Annotated in this window: 13 protein-coding genes; all 13 read right to left on the bottom strand. The window is 46.7% G+C overall.

Annotated elements, in window-relative coordinates; translation table 11 throughout:
- Window positions 1-16 precede the first annotated feature (16 nt).
- The 13 genes from V144x_RS03720 to V144x_RS03660 all read right to left on the bottom strand — a co-directional run bounded on the left by V144x_RS03720 (window position 17) and on the right by V144x_RS03660 (window position 17745).
- Window positions 17-1345, bottom strand: coding sequence for a type IV pilus modification PilV family protein (locus V144x_RS03720; protein ID WP_144981565.1), 1329 nt, complete (start codon window positions 1343-1345; stop codon window positions 17-19).
- Window positions 1342-2670: a pilus assembly FimT family protein gene (locus tag V144x_RS03715; protein WP_144981562.1), complete on the bottom strand. Its 1329-nt coding sequence runs from the start codon at window positions 2668-2670 to the stop codon at window positions 1342-1344. Before V144x_RS03715 ends, V144x_RS03720 begins: the two co-directional genes overlap by 4 nt.
- Before the next feature lie 4 nt (window positions 2671-2674).
- Window positions 2675-3745 (bottom strand): type II secretion system protein, encoded by a 1071-nt coding sequence (locus tag V144x_RS03710; protein WP_144981560.1) that lies wholly within the window; start codon window positions 3743-3745, stop codon window positions 2675-2677.
- Between the two features lie 37 nt (window positions 3746-3782).
- Complete coding sequence (locus V144x_RS03705) at window positions 3783-4658, bottom strand: type II secretion system protein (RefSeq protein WP_144981557.1); 876 nt, start codon at window positions 4656-4658, stop codon at window positions 3783-3785.
- 239 nt (window positions 4659-4897) lie between these two features.
- Complete coding sequence (locus tag V144x_RS03700; protein ID WP_144981554.1) at window positions 4898-6157, bottom strand: type II secretion system F family protein; 1260 nt, start codon at window positions 6155-6157, stop codon at window positions 4898-4900.
- 67 nt (window positions 6158-6224) lie between these two features.
- Window positions 6225-7931, bottom strand: coding sequence for a GspE/PulE family protein (locus V144x_RS03695; protein WP_144981552.1), 1707 nt, complete (start codon window positions 7929-7931; stop codon window positions 6225-6227).
- An 80-nt stretch (window positions 7932-8011) separates the two neighbouring features.
- A complete protein-coding gene (locus tag V144x_RS03690) occupies window positions 8012-9127 on the bottom strand; it encodes a type IV pilus twitching motility protein PilT (RefSeq protein ID WP_144981549.1) in 1116 nt (371 codons plus the stop codon).
- 407 nt (window positions 9128-9534) lie between these two features.
- Window positions 9535-11232 (bottom strand): GspE/PulE family protein, encoded by a 1698-nt coding sequence (locus tag V144x_RS03685; RefSeq protein WP_144981546.1) that lies wholly within the window; start codon window positions 11230-11232, stop codon window positions 9535-9537.
- Window positions 11233-11626: 394 nt separating this feature from the next.
- Window positions 11627-12802: an aminotransferase class V-fold PLP-dependent enzyme gene (locus tag V144x_RS03680; RefSeq protein ID WP_144981543.1), complete on the bottom strand. Its 1176-nt coding sequence runs from the start codon at window positions 12800-12802 to the stop codon at window positions 11627-11629.
- Between the two features lie 130 nt (window positions 12803-12932).
- A complete protein-coding gene (gene moaA, locus V144x_RS03675) occupies window positions 12933-13934 on the bottom strand; it encodes a GTP 3',8-cyclase MoaA (protein ID WP_144981540.1) in 1002 nt (333 codons plus the stop codon).
- A 99-nt stretch (window positions 13935-14033) separates the two neighbouring features.
- Window positions 14034-14468: a molybdenum cofactor biosynthesis protein MoaE gene (locus V144x_RS03670; protein WP_144990665.1), complete on the bottom strand. Its 435-nt coding sequence runs from the start codon at window positions 14466-14468 to the stop codon at window positions 14034-14036.
- A gap of 41 nt (window positions 14469-14509) precedes the next feature.
- A complete protein-coding gene (locus tag V144x_RS03665; RefSeq protein ID WP_144981537.1) occupies window positions 14510-14764 on the bottom strand; it encodes a MoaD/ThiS family protein in 255 nt (84 codons plus the stop codon).
- Window positions 14761-17745, bottom strand: a complete 2985-nt coding sequence (locus V144x_RS03660; protein WP_144981534.1) for an anaerobic glycerol-3-phosphate dehydrogenase subunit C — start codon at window positions 17743-17745, stop codon at window positions 14761-14763. Before V144x_RS03660 ends, V144x_RS03665 begins: the two co-directional genes overlap by 4 nt.
- Window positions 17746-17887: the final 142 nt, after the last annotated feature.

The following is a 17887-nucleotide window of genomic DNA, read 5'->3' as shown; positions in this document are numbered from 1 at the left end:
GATGTAATGAATTAGTTTAAGGGATGGGATCCAGTTTGTTCCCCAGGGCATAAACCTGAATGACATCTGGTCGTACGATAACGCCATCTGCATTCGCGGTCCCTCCACTTGAGGTGCGAATATCCTGAGTGATCGGTTGATCCAGTGTCACCACAGCTTCTGTTCCAGCGCTGTTCTCAACATAGTTCTGAATGCGATACCAGCGCGCGTTTCTGACATCAAAAATATGCCCCCCTTTCTTGAGTGGTGGCCTGACATCGTCAACTGACATATTCAAGGGAGGTCCTGTAATATTGTTATTGTAATGCAGCGTGAACGCATAATTTGGTATGTCATCCGAACCTTTCCAACCGAGTTCACCGCGGTCATCTTTGGTTCCATCTTGGTTATCATCTACGTCGTGAACCCCAGGCGAACCGTCAGGACCGGGTGTATATCTCACAAAATTACTGACACTGTGTACGACTTCATTGAGGGGGGAAAAGTCCCGTTTGAAAAATACAACTACATCGACGGCGGCCACCCGGGTAGGCTGATGCCGGACAGAAAGCAGATAGGTATAACGCTGTTCCTGAATTTCAATCCGTACCTTGGAGACGATCCCTAATCCCACTGAATCGACGTAACGCAAGTTGTCAGGGAGACTGGTAAGGCCTGTTATAGAATTGTTGGTGATATCAACCGGGGAAATGGAAGTCAGTGGTCGTACCTGGGCCTGCTTGCCATTTTCATCAAAGATTACAATACGAGACCAGATCCCCTGCGAAAAACCATCACGCGCGTTTTGGTCAATCTCTGTCAACAGTTCGGTTGACAGGTCTGCCGGATCAAAAAAGAGCTCGGTCAGCGTATTCGAAGTCGGGATCCCTTCAAACTGGAGACGCCAACTGTCCTGCTGTGCAAAGAAATTCGGACCGGTTCCCATCGCACTAAAGCCGGCATCAAAACGTAGTACACTCCCGTGGGCAGCCCCCTGACCATCGTTTCCAAAACGCCCCTGATAAGCGGGTGCATCAGCCAGTAGATAGCCGATAGGATCGACGACATATTTCCGGTTAGTATAACGGTGCTCGTTGCGATTTCCGTCGTTGTCCGGATCATGTAACAGCCGACCTGGAAACGCATCCAGCATGGCTTCGGCGTTATAACGTAAAATTGTCGCATTCGTCAGTTGGGTAGCCTGCGCACTCCGCTTCACGGAGATCGGGAACAATGTTGCGAGTGGAATCACTCCTAATCCCATGATCATCACAGACATCAAGACTTCCATCAAAGTTGCACCACGGCGGCTACTGACGACAGTCTTAACAGCGTTTTGACCGGTTGTTGGATTAAGCGATCTCATTTGGCTGTCTCCCCGGTTTCCGCATAATGAAAGACATTTGGTGGAGTATTCGTTCTGACATCAAAGGCCATCGGGTACGCATTGACACTCCCCGTACGAGTAAATATCGTCAGTAGCGATGGAGTCGTATTTAAAAGGACTTCCCACTCGACCGTACCATCGGTCGTAAATTTTGAACCCGTATCCCGTGCTTCGCCTGGCGCCGTACTTGTAAATACTGCAGCATTGCCACCACTGGTTCCTGCAGTGGTACAAATATAGGTCCTGTCGTAAGGCATATATTCATAAATGCCACGCGCGGGAAGCTGTACCACAGCGCCCTCGGCATAGTCGGTATTCCTCTGCCAGGAAGACTGAATGTTTTCAAGAGTATCAATGACAAAATGAATTTTTCCACTGCCAGCTTCGCTACCAAGTATCGAACCACGGGGTGAAAACATCAAATCCAGTTGGCTGGAATAGAGACGATAGTCGTCGGTTCCCGGCCAGAGCAGTTCGCCGTTATCGTCAGCACCACCGCTGGAATCATCGTCAATCGAATGTTTCCCGGGACTCCCATCGGGGCCCAAATCTACGTGGTCAACATCAACAGGAGGCCGCCAGCTGGCAGGCAGAAGGGAACGATCCAGGTCAATCCCTGTGTTGTTTGGCAACAGAGTCGGCTCTACGCCTGAGAGTACTACCGGGGGCAGCTCCAGAAGATAAGTGGATGGACCACTGCCGGGCGAGAAAGCGACAACTTCATCCGGTTCCGAAGTTCCGGCATCACGATAGGCGGTTGTCAGCCTGAAGAGTTCTGTTCCGCCAGAAACGCCCGAACCATTCACATCAATCACATACCAAGTCCCGCTGTCATCACCGGGAATCTTGATGCGTGCATTTTCTTGAATCATCCCACGCAAATACAGCGTAGCCCAGTCGGTTCCATCGCCACGCACATAAAAGATTTCCGGAGAATCAGCGACACCATCCGAAGGACTACTGTCAGTGCGTTCCATCCGAATAATCCCCTGTTCCCAGTGGGGACTGGGAGCGATATAGACCATGCTGGTGACGGCGGTCGGATTATTGGGATCGAGTATAAAGCGGACACCACGGGGTGCCTTGGCATAGATGGCCCGATCACGGGCTCCCGCAAGGTAGGACTGTACCTGACGGGAAGCGCTACGAGTTAGATCGGTGGAAAGCGCGAAATTAATCGATGTTACCGTCATCACAACCAAGATCGCCAGGATGGAGATCACGACCAGTAACTCCACAAGCGTAAAACCAGCTCGTGTTGAAGACTGCAGTGTAAACTGATTGTTCCTGTGAAAGGCTGGCATCGGCTTACCTTCCTCCGGCTCGTTGATTGTGATTGGTAATATTATCAAAAACTCCTTCCACAACGGGCACAGCAATAGGTTGTGCTAGTACACCATTGTTGGTGAAGTCATAAGGTTCGTATAGCCCCAAGATTCCATCCTCCCCAGCGGAAACAATCAGAGGCAGCCAGTATGTATCCATTACCCCGTATTCACAGGGGAAGAGAGTGAGCGGATCAGAGTCATAATAGTAATTAGCTGAGTCATTAAAGAGCGTACCAACCAGACCACCCGAGCGGGTGTCCTCGTTAGCCAACCGCCCCAGAGGATCGTCTGCATCTACAGTCAGAGGATCCCGTTCATTTGTTGAAGTAGGTAACGGAGACAGACCACTGAAAAAGGGACCTGCAACATCGCGACGAATTGTGCCAATACCGTAAGGACGAAATAGACGTGTCGGCCAGCGATAGAACCGCAGAGGCCTGCCCCAGCCATCGACAAATTCTTTCAACCCATCACCATCGGTGTCTTTCACTTCGGAAGCGGAAAAAACATCTTCTCCCACCGGAGCAATACCAAGGCCATTATATTTTGTCAGTACAAAATAAAGATATTCGGAACTGATGCTGATACCACCATCAGCGCCCAGATTTCCAGCCGTGCCAGGCGCTGTGATCGCATCCATGGCATTGTTGATTGTTTGACTATCTCCAATAAACTGCGGGAAGCTTTCCCGAAAGAGATCCTTCTTTACCAAAATTTCTACGATAGGGTCTGTCAAGGAGTAATATTTTTTATTCCCCAGTTCTGAAACCAGCTGCCCCCGTTTACTGCTCAACCGGGGCTGAATCAGTTTCTCAGATCGCTTGGATTCCAGGAGTTTCTGAAAAGACTGAATCCGCTGGCTAAGCAAGCCATTCACTTTGACAATCGTCGCCATCGTGGCTTTTTCACGGCCTTTATTACCGATGTTACGCACCACGAATGCTGATGTCGCGATCAAAAACAGCAAGATGCCAACAACCATCATCAATTCCACGATCGTAAAACCGCCTCGTATGGCTCGAATAGCTTGATGTGTTTGTAAACGACGCATAAAAAACCTGACTTCTGAAAAACAAGGCCCGACTGAATTACTTGAGTGATCCGTTAGTAAAATTGGTCATGTTATCCGCCTCTACGGTGCGTCCCGACGGAAAGTTTTTATCTGGGTCATAATTTCCACCGCTGCCATACTGAGAGTCTGCGCCTGGAGAAATAATCTGGAATGATTTGGGTTTGTAAGCTGGACCGAGTGGATCGCCAGGCGTACCCTGATGATACACATTAGTGACATTTACGCCTAAAGCAGGAATGGATGGTAATTCAGCAGTACGATAACCACGTCCGCCATAACTGCTGAGATACAAATAGGGCAACTGCTGACTGGGGAATGCATCTTTATATTCAGCGGCGTTATCTGAATCGATATCCGTGAAACGTGATGTATCAAATTCAAAGTAAGGCCCCTGTCGATTTGTCCCACCCGAAGCAATCGAAAATGGGTTGGCAGGGTTTTTTGAGAATCCATTCGGAGCCTTACCCGTTGAATCAAAGACCCCTCCCAGGAAAAACACCAGACATTCACCAGCACTGAGCTCGAATGTGTCTGAGGTGTCACCATCATTGTTAATATCTCTGTTGATACCGAATTGAAACTGAGGCCACATCTTGCGAATCAACGACTTGCTGTGCTGATCCCAGGTAGCGCTACCATCCTCATACAAATTGATAAAACTCGGAGGATCCATGCCGAAATCTGCCTTGAAAGCAGTGATTGCCGCTTCCAAGTTGGTAATTTCCGTACGAACTTGTGCTTGTTGTGCTCGCAGCCGCACAGCACCTATGGCAGGAATTAGTAACCCAAGTAGAATCAGGATAATCACAATGGCGACCATGAGTTCGATCAGCGTGAAAGCACGTCTGTTTCGTTGTGACGCCGTAAGGGCTATTGGCGACCGACGTTTCATTGTTAACTCCTAACTCTTTTCGAAATAACAGTTTGAATATAGAGAAGCCTCTTCACTTTGTGCGGAGCATAAAATCGAGAGAGAATTCTCTAACTAATTATAAGGGCAAATTTCGTGCCCGGAAATCTCGTAAAACTGTAACACTATTATATCAAATGCTTTACGATTTTTTAAACTTGAAATACCCACTTAAATAAGAGAGAAAAACTGTATTATTTTGCTACACTCCCTCTAAAATACTACGAAAGGTCATTCAATAGTTTAATCAAGGGCATAAAGAGCGCAATCACAATAAAGCCCACGATTAAACCAAGAACGATCACCATTAGAGGTTCCAGCAAACTCACTAAAGCATCCACGAGAACGGCAACCTCTTCATCATAGACGTCGGCAACTTTGTAGAGCATATTATCGAGTGCCCCTGTTTCTTCACCCACATCTACCATATTGACCACGATATCATCCACAATCCGTGCTTCTCTTAAAGGAACCGCCATTGTTTCCCCTTCGCGGATCGCTGCATAAATCGTGTCGAATGCTCTTTGAAATACCATGTTCCCGGCTGTATCACGGGCGATGATAATCGCCTCTAGAATCGGCACCCCGGAGGCAATGAGTGTTCCCAAGGTACGACACGTCCGAGCGGTCACCGACTTACTGATAATCTTCCCTAATAACGGTATGCGCAGGGATATCCAGTCGACGACAAACGCCCCTTTCTTGTTCTTCTTGACAATTTTGATAAAGATCCACAAAGCAAGAGGAATCGCCGGAAAGAGGTAAAAGTAGGAAACCACGATATCACTGATGCTCATCAACAAAAGCGTAATACCAGGCAATTCTGTACCGAAGTCGAGGAAGATCTTTTTGAACTTCGGAATAATCCAGTACATAATGAAACCGACGATCAAACTGGCAACGGTGATCACCGCCACCGGGTAGATCATGGCTCCCTGGACTTTCTTCTTTAAACTTTGGGCGCGTTCTTTAAACTCAGCCAGTCGTTGGAGGATGACTTCCAAAGCACCACCGGCTTCACCGGCTTTCACCATGTTGACATAAAGGTTGTCAAAACACTTAGGTTGTTTGCCCATCGCTTCGGAAAGAGTATTACCAGATTCAATGTCTTCAATCACTCCATCCAGAGATGCTTTTAAGGGCCCCGGTTTTGCCTGCGCTTCCAGAATACGAAGACTTCTCAAAATCGGCAGACCTGCATCCTGGAGAGTAGAAAGCTGTCGAGTAAAGGTAGTCAACTGCTTCGGACGAACCCCACCAATGGAAAAACCACCTTTTTTGGGACTGGCTTTCTTGCCCCCTCCACCCTTTGCGGCGGCACCTTTTTTCTGTTTCTTGCCACGGCCTTTTTCGGCGATTTTCGTAACGAAAAACCCCTTCTCTTTAATGAGAGTCTGGGCATCTGCTTCAGTAGGCGCTTCGATGGTGTCTTTCACCTCGAGTCCTGTATTATCCATTGCCTCATATTGATAAACCGGCATGGCGTTACTCCATCAAAAATCATCTAAAAAAGTGTTTGTATTCTGTAGCAAGCCTTAAAGCTCGACGTTACTCAATATCTTCCATCACAGTTTCGCGAACGACTTCGTCGATCGTGGTAACTCCGTCAAAAATCAATTTCAATCCTGCTTCTCGCAATGTGGTCATCCCCTGACTACGGGCCACATTTCGAATGTCATCCGTTGAAGCATCTGCGGTAATCAAATCGCGAATTTCATCAGTTACATCCATTAATTCATAGAGACCAGTTCGCCCCTTATACCCCGAGTTATTACAGGTCGCACAACCTTTCCCGTAATAGAAGCTGTATTGGCGGGCCTGTTCTATGGGGAGCTGCAATTCCATTAACAATTCGTCACTAGGTTCAAACTCTGTACGACATTCCTTGCAAATCGTTCGTACCAGACGTTGCGCCTGAATGGCTTCCACTGTCGCCGTAATCAGGAAGGTTGGAACCCCCATATCACGCAAACGTGTGATCGCCGAAGGTGCATCGTTAGTATGCAACGTGCTAAACACCAGGTGACCGGTCAGTGCACTCTGCACAGCAATTTCAGCTGTCTCGTAATCGCGAATTTCGCCAATCAGAATCTGATCAGGGTCGTGACGCAAGATTGCCCGCAATACCGAAGCGAACGTGACTTCGATATCAGGATTTACGGGAACCTGAATCAGACCATCAATGTCATATTCGATCGGATCTTCGGTTGTGATGATTTTTTCTTCGATCACGTTCAGTTCGTTCAAAGCCGAATACAAAGTCGTCGTTTTTCCACTTCCAGTCGGCCCGGTAACCAGCACAATTCCATTGGGTCGGTGGATCATTTCACGAAAACGTGTGAGCGTAACAGGGTCCATACCGATCTTATTTAAGTCCAACTGCACGACAGTTCGGTCAAGAACCCGCATAACTACGGCCTCACCAAACAGCGTGGGTAGCACACTCACGCGCAAGTCGACGGGATTCCCGCCCACGTTTAGTTCAATACGACCATCCTGAGGCAAACGTCGTTCTGCAATATCCAGATCCGCCATAATTTTGACACGTGAGACGATTGCGTTCGCCAAGTGACGAGGGGGAGGCACCATTTCATACAAGACACCATCTGCGCGAACACGGATCTTGAATTCATCCTCAAACGGTTCCAAATGAATGTCACTCGCCTGGTCTTTAATGGCCAGCAACATGACCATATTCAGCAGTTTCCGAATAGGCGCGGCATCGGCAATTTCTTCAGAAGACGAAAGGTCATAAACGTTCTTACTATTATCTTCACCTAGTTCATCTTCAATAGTTCCAATCACATCTTCGATGCTATCTTCATGCTCCGAATAGTGGCGGGCGATTGCTTCTTCAACATCTTGCAGATTCGAAACCGCCCCACGTACGTCGTACCCCAGGAAGTTTCTCAGGTCATCCAGTGCTGCCACATTTTGAGGGTCAGCCATAGCGACCGTCAGCACATCATCTTTCAACGAAACAGGCATAATTTTGTAAATCGATGCCATCGTTTCGGGAACAAGTTCAAGTACTTTGGGTGAGATATTGGTTTCGGCCAACTCGACGACCGGCATGCCCCACTGCTCGGCCAGAGCCTGCGTAACTTGCTCATCGGTAACCAGTCCCATCCGAATCCCGACCTGGCCAATGACTTCACCCGGACTCTGTTTTTGTTCTTCCAGAATATCCCATAACTGATCTTCTGAGATGTATCCCAGATCGACCATAATTTGACCAAGGCGTCTTGCTGCCATGTGTGCCTACCTTTGATTTACGCTTTCATTTCCTTCTAAAATGAAGGATCAATTATTATTCCTGAAGTAACATTTCCTGGCTAATCTTCAAAATCATCTTCATCTTCATCTTCGTCTTCCAACAAGCCTTTCTTGGCCATCGCAATCTTGGCTTTGAGTTCACCCGGATTGTTAGATCGCATGACAACGTCTTTTTCCTCACAAAGTCCGTCACGCCAAAGATTGAATAGAGCATCATCCAATAATTGCATTCCAAATTTTCGCCCGGTCTGAATACTAGAATTAATTCGATAGGTCTTGGCCTCACGAATCAAGTTGGCAATCGCCGGCGTAACCACCAGCATCTCATAAGCGGCAACCAGACCTTTTGGCTTTTTAGGCATTAGTGCCTGACTGAGAATACCGATAATGGACGTTGACAACTGGGTTCGAATCTGGTCTTGCTGGTTGGTAGGAAACACATCGATAATTCGATCCACGGTTCCTTGAGCCCCTGTCGTATGCAATGTTCCAAAGACAACATGCCCTGTTTCCGCAGCTGTAATCGCAGCAGAAATTGTTTCGAGGTCACGCATTTCCCCCACCAGAATCACATCGGGATCTTGCCGTAAGGCACGCCGCAATGCTTCGGGGAAAGTAGGAACATCAACCCCAATTTCACGTTGATTAATGGTCGATTTTTTATGGTCATGATAATATTCAATGGGATCTTCCATCGTGATGATGTGGTGATCCATCGTATCATTCATATGATTGATCATACTGGCCAGACTGGTCGTTTTACCGCTACCAGTAGGACCTGTCACCAGAAAAAGACCACGGGGGCGTTCTAGCAGATCGCCAATGACTGTGGGCAGTCCGAGCTGCTCAAAAGTGAGGAACTCATTCGGAATACGCCTCAGTACCATCGCAATATGGCCACGCTGCTTGAATACAGACACACGGAATCGTGCTTTGTCACCAAACGCAAATCCGAAGTCGGTCCCTCCAACCTCCTGCAGTTCCTGCTGATTTCGCTCGGGCGTGATACTCTTCATTAATGCAACAGTATCATCTGGCTCCAGGCTTTTTGTTTCGAGTCGGACCATACGTCCTCCAACTCGAACAACGGGTGGCTGGCCTGTCGTGATATGTAAGTCGCTCACTCTCTCTTTAACTACCGTCTCCAGCAGCTTATCAATCTGAACTGTTGCCATCCAAAGTACTTTCTGAAAACTTTTTGTCTGAAAAGTGAGCTAGAACCAATTGCGATCCAAACTGAAGTCTGACACAGAAGTATTGATCATCCTTTGATTTACTTTGTTCCCTCTCCTTGAACAATCATTAACTTCTGAGTCTTCTTTTGTGATACAAATGGCCCGAATTAGGAATCTGAAAATTAAAACGATTAAACTTTAGATAAGACAGTTTAGATATGTAAAATGAAATCGCACGCCAAATCAGCGAACGTTATTGAATTATCCGGTAAACAAACTCAAAACTCAACAAAAGCCTTTAAAATAGATCAAATTCTTCGCATGAAAGCTGGTGAGCTTTTCAAACGAAAAACCGATAAAATGCCCCAATCTATCCAGCGAATTTTGAAGCCATGGCACTAAGTTGATCACTCCAATCCCTTAGCTAATTTCATCGCTTCGGAAAGCGTGGTAATTCCCAAAAGTGCCTTTTCTGCAGCATCTTCTGCTAACGATTTCATACCGAACAAACGTGCCTGCCTTCGAATATTTTGTGAAGGCTCACTTCGAAAAGTCATTTCACGTATAGCGGAATTCATCATCATCAGCTCAAAGACTGCCTTTCGACCTTTGTAGCCAGTATGTGAACACGTGTTACAACCTTTGCCTCGATTGAAGATCGCGGATTCGAGCTGACTGGGTCCCAAACCAAGGTACTCCAATTCCCCCGGATCTGGCGTATAAGTCTCCACACATTTACCACAGACAACACGAACCAAACGCTGAGCCATGACCGCCATGACACTCGATGCGACGAGGAACGGTTGTACCCCCATGTCGATCAATCGTGTAATAGAACCGGGCGCATCGTTCGTATGAAGAGTACTGAATACCAAGTGTCCTGTCAAAGAAGCTTGAATCGCCATCTCAGCTGTTTCAACATCCCGAATCTCTCCCACTAGAATCACATTGGGTGCCTGACGCAACATTGCACGAATAATTCGGGAAAAATCCAAGCCAATATTATGCTTTACTTCCACCTGATTGATCCCAGGTAAATAGTATTCTACTGGGTCTTCCGCTGTAATAATCTTTCGGTCAGGCCTGTTTAACTCACCCAAAGCACTATACAAAGTTGTAGTTTTCCCACTTCCCGTCGGGCCTGTGACCAGGAAGATACCATTGGGCCTGCGAATGATGGTTTGGAATCGTCGATAGTTCTCTTCTGAAAATCCGAGGTTCCGAATCCCCACTTTAATATTATCTCGATCCAAAATACGCATCACGACTGCCTGCCCGTGATTCGTGGGAAGAATACTCACACGCAAGTCAAAGTCTTTTCCTCCAAAGGACGTTTTAATTCGACCGTCCTGTGGACGACGTTTTTCAGCGATATCCATGGAAGCCATGATCTTGAAACGTGAAACTAATGCCATCAACAATCGTCGAGGAGGACTATCCCGCTCAATCAGAACTCCATCGATTCGATATCGAATGCGGATGCGATCTTCGAACGGTTCAACGTGGATATCACTGGCCCGCATGTTTACCGCTTCGCTGATAATCAGATTCGCCAGCCGAATTACAGGGGCGCTATCATCTTCTTCCTCTACATTGGCAGAGGTGGCCAACTCTGTAGCTGTAATATCAATGGCCGTTTCTGTAAACTCTTTCAACATTGTATCAACAGACTCAGTTTCACTTTGACCGTAGTGTCTGTTGATCGCTGCCTGAATCGACTCGATGGGAGCCATCACAACATCGATGTCACGATTAATGATAAAACGCAGCTTATCCAAAACCTCGTATTTCATAGGATCATGCAGCGCTATTTGCAGCGAATCTCCCTTCATTCCAACTGGAATGACTGTATTTTCCCGTGCCATTGATTCGGGAACCAATTCGATCACTGATTGGGGAATCTCAACTGACTCCAAATCGACAAATTCGTATCCATACAGGGAGGCTTGTGCCTGCGCAATGACCTCCGCACCGACGTATCCCAGCTTGACCAGAGCTTCACCGGGAGAAATTCCCATTGAGCTGGCTAGACTTGAGGCTTCATCCAACTGAGCTGGACCTAGAAACCCATCATCTACTAACTGTTGCATCCAATCATCGGACATTCAATTTCTCCACGGAATAGAATCAGTTTCAACCTCAAGAGAATCTGTTTTCCCATATCAAAGCCAGGGAATCAATTCTCAGGTTAAATCTGGTTGATAAAATTAATAGGAACTGAGGGCTGTTGGCAGACCTTCAGTAAGCTCCTCCTGCCTAATGAAAATACTTGTTACTCCTATCTCTATTGAGTTGACTGATCTCCGAATTTTCAAATAATCATTAGTGAAAGAGACTTAAGATATGTAGAGCAAGAATTGCCTATTTTTAATTTTGAGGTAGATCTCAAAGAGTGTCAAGGATGTAAATCGATATACAAAAAATACTTGAGAGAGTTTTCTCTGATCAAAGGAAAATGCCCCCGGTAACGAGATCAAGACCTCAGAACATGAGCATTGTTCAAAGTCGAAAGGAATGAAGCAAATCTTCCATAGCAGAAATGGTGGATTCAATTTGTGAGAGAGAATTAAAAGCCCCAGGACTGAACCGTAAAGTCCCTCCATAATCTAACGACTGAATTGCACGATGGATCCGTGGTGCACAGTGTAAACCTGCTCTCGTCTGGATACCAAAATTTTCGTCCAGGACTGATGCCAGTATCTGTGGTTCAACCATTTGACTCACTAAACTGACGACTCCAACTCGCGACTCAACCTGTTCAGGCCCCGGCACCTCGAAGTCAGGAAGCTGGCGAAAACCTTCCAGAAGGCGAGACGTTAATTCTTGTTCATGCTGGCGTAGTTGTACGACACCTTTTTCCAGAATGTATTCGAGAGCGGCCTTTAATCCGACCAGACCGGGGGCATTATGATTTCCTGATTCAAATTTATCAGGTAAACTAAGTGGTTGTGTTTCTTCCTCGCTACGAGTTCCCGTACCTCCCTGGCGGAAGCTCCTCACTCGCTCAGCACTCTCGGAACGAAGATAAATTAACCCTGTTCCTAATGGCCCCATCAGCCCCTTATGGCCCGAGCAAGCTAGAAAATCAATCGGCATCCGGGAAACGTCCATTGGCAGATGCCCTGCCGTTTGTGCGGCATCTACAAGAAATAAAACTCCTGCTTTTTGAGCGAGCTCTCCGACTTCGCATACCGGTTGTATGGAACCGGTCACATTAGAGGCATGATTCAGAATCATCAACCGCGTGTTCTCTCGAATCGCTTCACGAAAAGAAACCGCATCCACTATGCCTTGCTGATTTGCCGGAACATAGGTCGTTTCCAACCCCCATCGTTCTTTGAGCGTCTGCAGAGGTCTGAAAACAGAATTGTGTTCCACATCTGACGTAATCACATGATCGCCGGGCTTGAGAACTCCATGAATAATGATATTCAGACTGTCCGTCCCATTAAAACTGAACGCCACTTCTTCAGGCCGAGATGCTCCCAATATCTGGGCTGCTAGCTTTCGACACTGATCAATCGAGGACTGTAACTCGATTGAAGTCCGATAAGCACCACGACCAACGGGGGCTCCCACACACCGGTTATAGTGATCTACGGCTGAATAGACAGATTCCGGTTTGGGAAAGCTGGTTGCTGCGTTATCTAAATAAATCGACTGCTGCTCACTCATTTTACTTTTACCAACCAGACTCTAAACTACGCGTTAGCCTGTACCAGGTTTATTGTAGCGTCTCCAGGACTGTTTGAACCTCGTATCACCCTTTGAAGCTGCTATGCTCAAATTGGACGTGATATAGAGCTTAACCGCCGATAGAGTACATTGGGCGATCTGGCTGAATAAATCGTGCCGTATTGATCTCATGCCCTTCTTTTTTAGCCGCAATGCTATTTCGTACCGCTTCAATTATTTGTTCATCCGAAGCATTCGATTGGAATAACTCCCGTATATCTGTCTCTTCCAGGCTGAATAAACAATTCCGAAGCTTACCATCGGCGGTCAAACGAAAACGATTACAACTCATGCAGAAGGGATTACTGATGGAGGCAATAAAACCAATTCGTCCCACTCCATCTTCAAAGACGAAATTAGAAGCGGGTGCACTTTGGTCGGACTGCTTCTCTGCAACCAGAGGCATAATTCCCTGTGTGAGAATTTCTTGAATCTCATGTGCAAATAAGACCTTTTCCCGCTCCCACTGATTGTCTGCATCCAGGGGCATAAATTCAATAAAACGAATTTCTGCACCGGTTTCACGTGCCAAACGTCCAAACGGAACAATTTCCTCTTCCGACATATTACGAATCGAAACCGCGTTGATTTTTACTGGATCAAAGCCAGCTGCGTGAGCTGATTGAATCCCCTCTATTACCTTCTCAAAGTCGTCACGACGAGTAATCTCTTCGAATTTCTTCGCATTCAAGGCGTCCAAGCTAATATTAATGCGCCTTAATCCAGCATCGTATAATTCCTGTGCGTATTGTGGCAGAAGAATTCCGTTTGTCGTAATCCCGATATCATCGATACCCGGGATTTCTGAAAGCATTTTAACCAGTTCGGGAATCTGTCTTCTGACTAGAGGTTCGCCGCCAGTTAAACGTATTTTATTCACTCCCATGGGGACGACGAGACGTACAAATCTGATAATCTCTTCAAATGATAAAATCTTGCTCCGATGCACAAATTGAACATTTTCAGAGGGCATACAGTAAAAACAGCGAATATTACAACGATCCGTGACGCTAATTCGCAAATTATTATGCACGCGCCCGAACGAATCGATAAGCTGATTTTGGTTTTCCATTAAAGCCTCACAAACTAAACGCACTCACTACGTCTCTCAAATCTCTACTTTCAGCCAGCTCTCATATTTATTATAGCCAGTTGAAGGTATCTTCACTGCCTAATTCGTCTTGAATTCTCGATGTTCCCATTCAGATGTTCCATCTGACCAGTTTTCTTTCTTCCAAATAGGTACGATTTCCTTCAAACGATCAATCAAGAAGCGACCTGCTTCAAACGCCTGTTTTCGATGAGCCGAACTAACGGCAATCGCCACACTGATCTCTCCTAAAGGCAGGTGACCGACTCGATGTTCGATGGCAACCGCATGCACGGGCCATTGTGCGCGTGCTTCTGTAATTAATTGTTGCATGGTCTTTTGCGCCATTTCGGGATAAGCCTCATAATCCAGAGCAACCGTCTGACGACCGGCTGTCATTTCACGGACTGTGCCCAGGAATAACACCACAGCCCCACACTCATTGGAACGAACCCGTTCGGTCGTCGCGGTATAATCGATAGGCTGATCTGAAATGGAAATATAATCTGGAGTCATCATTTTTGAATTTACTAATCTGGAGTCAGTAATTAGAGAGTTCAACCACCACTAACCGGAGGAAAACAGGCGACTTCCTGCTCTGGATTCAGAATCTGACCTTCCCCTGCATAGGCATTATCGATGGCAATCAGTAACTGGTTGCTCAATGATTGCAACTCTGGATATTGCTTTGCAATCGCCAGCCGCAACTCTTCAACGGTCATTCCTTCGGAAATCGTCACGGATATTAATTCGCTGTTTACCAACTCCTTAGCACGGGCAAATAACTTAACGTGAATCTGTTGCACTGTCATGAAACGACCAGTTTTTTCTTCTGTGGGTGCAGCTTCCGCTCAATTTCCGGCATCAGGCCATACGAAAGTGCCAGCAGCTTGATTGGATGAATGGTCGGAATCCGGGTTTCCTGCTCCATCTGCATTTTGCAACTACTACACTCAGTAGCACCCGCTCTCACTCTTGTTGTCTTCATATGATCGATCAACTCCCGACCGATCTGCTTTGATGTTTCAAAGGTGTCCCTGGCAAGACCATAAGTTCCTGCCATTCCCGAACAACCTTTCTCAATTGTATTCACCCTGAGCTCAGGAATCAAAGCGAGTAGATCCATAAGCGGGGATCGGGACGATAATGCTTTGGTGTGACAGGGTGTATGATAGTCCAATTCAAAATCGAGCGGCCCAAAATCCGTCCGTAAACGCCCCGATTTATGCAATTGCAGCAAGAAGTCTCCTGCTTCTGTCACTTGCGATGCAATGGCTGTGCTTTCTTCATTCCGAACTAACATCGGATATTCCTGCTTGAGGCATATGGCAGCAGCTGGCTCCGAACAGATAATTTGATGCCCTTCCTTGGCAAATTCATTCAGAATTTGAATATTTTCCCTCGCCAGACTACGAGCCGCTATCAAATCCCCGGCAGAAACCATTGCCATGCCGGAAGCCAATTGATCCAAGGGCACATAAACGGAAATTTGATTATGTTGCAAGATTGCCAATAACGCATGCGCTAATTCGGGATCATGATAATTGGCAAAATAGTCAACAAAAAAGATTACTAAATCAGGGTCTCCACCGGGCCGGGGACGTTTTGTGAATCTTTTCGGCACGGATCGCAAGAATGAACGTCTCGAAAATAAAGGCAACTTTCGATCACGATGAATGCCCATCATTTTTTCCATCACCCAGCGTGCCGTGGAATTATTGATGGCCCAGTTCGCTGCCATCGACAGCGTACTGCCTAAGGCTCCAAAGGAATGTGCACGTGATAAAATCCAATCGGTTCGATCCAAGCCGTTGGTTGACACGTAGGCTGCTTTTGCTTCAATCGCCATCTGAGGAATATTGACTGTGGAAGGACAATCCAGCTGGCACTGTTTGCAGTTAAAACAGGTATCGGCCAGCCTCTTGGTTTCTGTGGAAGAGAGCTGATTGGGTTGAATTTCGCCAGATAACAAGCCTCGAAACAAATTCGCCTTCGCGCGAGGCGACGCTTCTTCTAACGGTTCAATACGAAAAACCGGGCACATGCGAGATCCGGGATCCTGTCTGCGACATGATCCACAACCGTTGCAACGGGAAGCCTCAATTTGTAGTTCTTGTGGTGACCAATCCAATTGTAAATCAAGCAGTTCCGGAAGCGTTTCAGGAACTGGCCTGAGATTTCGAATTGTCACATGCGGATCATCATTGATGACTTTTCCGGGATTGAGGAGATTATGTGGGTCGAATGTATCTTTGACTTGGCGAAATACTCGATACAAATCGCCATACTGAGAACGAATAAAGGCGGTTCTGGCCAAACCGTCTCCGTGCTCTCCGCTGATTGTACCATTTACAGAAAAGACAGTCTGATATAAGTCACGGGCAATACTCTCCAGGATCGGTGCGTTCTGCTGAGTCAACGCGGGAAGAAAAGGTCGTAGATGAATTTGCCCTGAAGCCGCGTGTGCATATAACGTGGCTGTGACCTGGTGACGTTGAAATACTTTCTGCGCCTTCTGCGAAAACTCATAAAGGCAATCTGGAGGAACAGCGATATCTTCGACAAAGGGCTGAGGACGCGCTTCGCCCGGTAATCGACTCAGTGAAGGCACTACCTTTTGAGGTAATGACCAGAGAAATTCCACTTCATCAGCCTGATGTGTCTCCATCGCTACAACAACGCGCGAGTTCACGTTTTTCACAGCCAGGACCACGTTATGCAATCGACTCTGGACTTGTGAATCACTAAAGCCTACCTGCTCCACTAATAAAGCGGCTTCTGCTGCCGTTGAAATTAGTGAGGTAAAACGAGGGTCGGCATCTCTTGCTAATGACAACAAGCGTCGATCCAGCAAATCACAGGCGGAAGGCTGTAAGTAAGTAATCGTTTGCACGGCACGAATTGCTGATGCCAAATCTCCAAATAACAACAGCGCAACACCACGATGTGCAGGTAAAGGCGAAACATGCAATACCGCAGAAGAAAAAAATCCCAATGTACCTTCTGAGCCGACCAGTAAGCGCGCCAGATTCAGATGATTTCGTGTCTTGATTCCTTTTAAAAAATACCCACTGCAATTAGGAATACCGGAATTTTGTTTTTCCTGTATCAAATGTCGATTTTCAGTCAGGAGTTGGGAAAGCTTACTCAAAATCGTTCGTTTGACTTGCTCTGCACGCGCTTCAGCGGGTACTTCACCCAATAAAGGGGTACTCGTTAAAGAAGTCGTGAGAGGCTGATTGAGAATTGAGAGACTTTCATTTCCTGCTTCAAAACAAGTTCCATCTGAAAGCACTACCTCTAGTTGGTTAACATGATCACGGGTGGAACCAACACGTATGGCACGCGAACCAGCGGCATCAATCGCCAACATACTGCCAATGGTTGTGACTTCCGTGTTGGAAGGATCTGGTGGAAAATACAATCCAAGTGGTTTTAAAAATCGATTGAGTTGCGCATGTACGACTCCCGGTTGAACACGCACCAGGTTATCATCCATCAACTCAAAGCCTGTCAGATAGCGTGAACAATCGACAACAATACCACTGCCTATGGCGTCACCAACTAATCCTGTTCCTGCTCCTCGCGGAATGAGAGGAACATTCATCTCATTAGCATATCTGGCGATCGCAATGATATCGTCGCGCTCGCGGGGATAAGTAATACATAAAGGAGGAACCTGATAGAGACTTGCATCACTGGCATAAATAGACAACGCCACCGGATCGCATCGCACATCACCTGTAATCAGGCTGGAAAGATCTTCTGCAATTCTTTGCTGTTGGCGGTCCAAAGTGATTCACTCTCGGGTTGAATTTCTTGCACGCGTATTGGTGAGGCTTGGCTTTGATTCTATTCTATGCGATCAAAGTACATGGTTTGAACTGTCAATTCACCGAATCAGGCTTTGTATAAGGAAATCAGGAACTCCTATG

The sequence above is a fragment of the Gimesia aquarii genome, from assembly GCF_007748195.1.
Classification (GTDB): Bacteria; Planctomycetota; Planctomycetia; order Planctomycetales; family Planctomycetaceae; genus Gimesia; species Gimesia aquarii.
The sequence above is the reverse complement of the archived record's forward strand: the minus strand, read 5'-3'. Positions and strand labels throughout refer to the sequence as shown.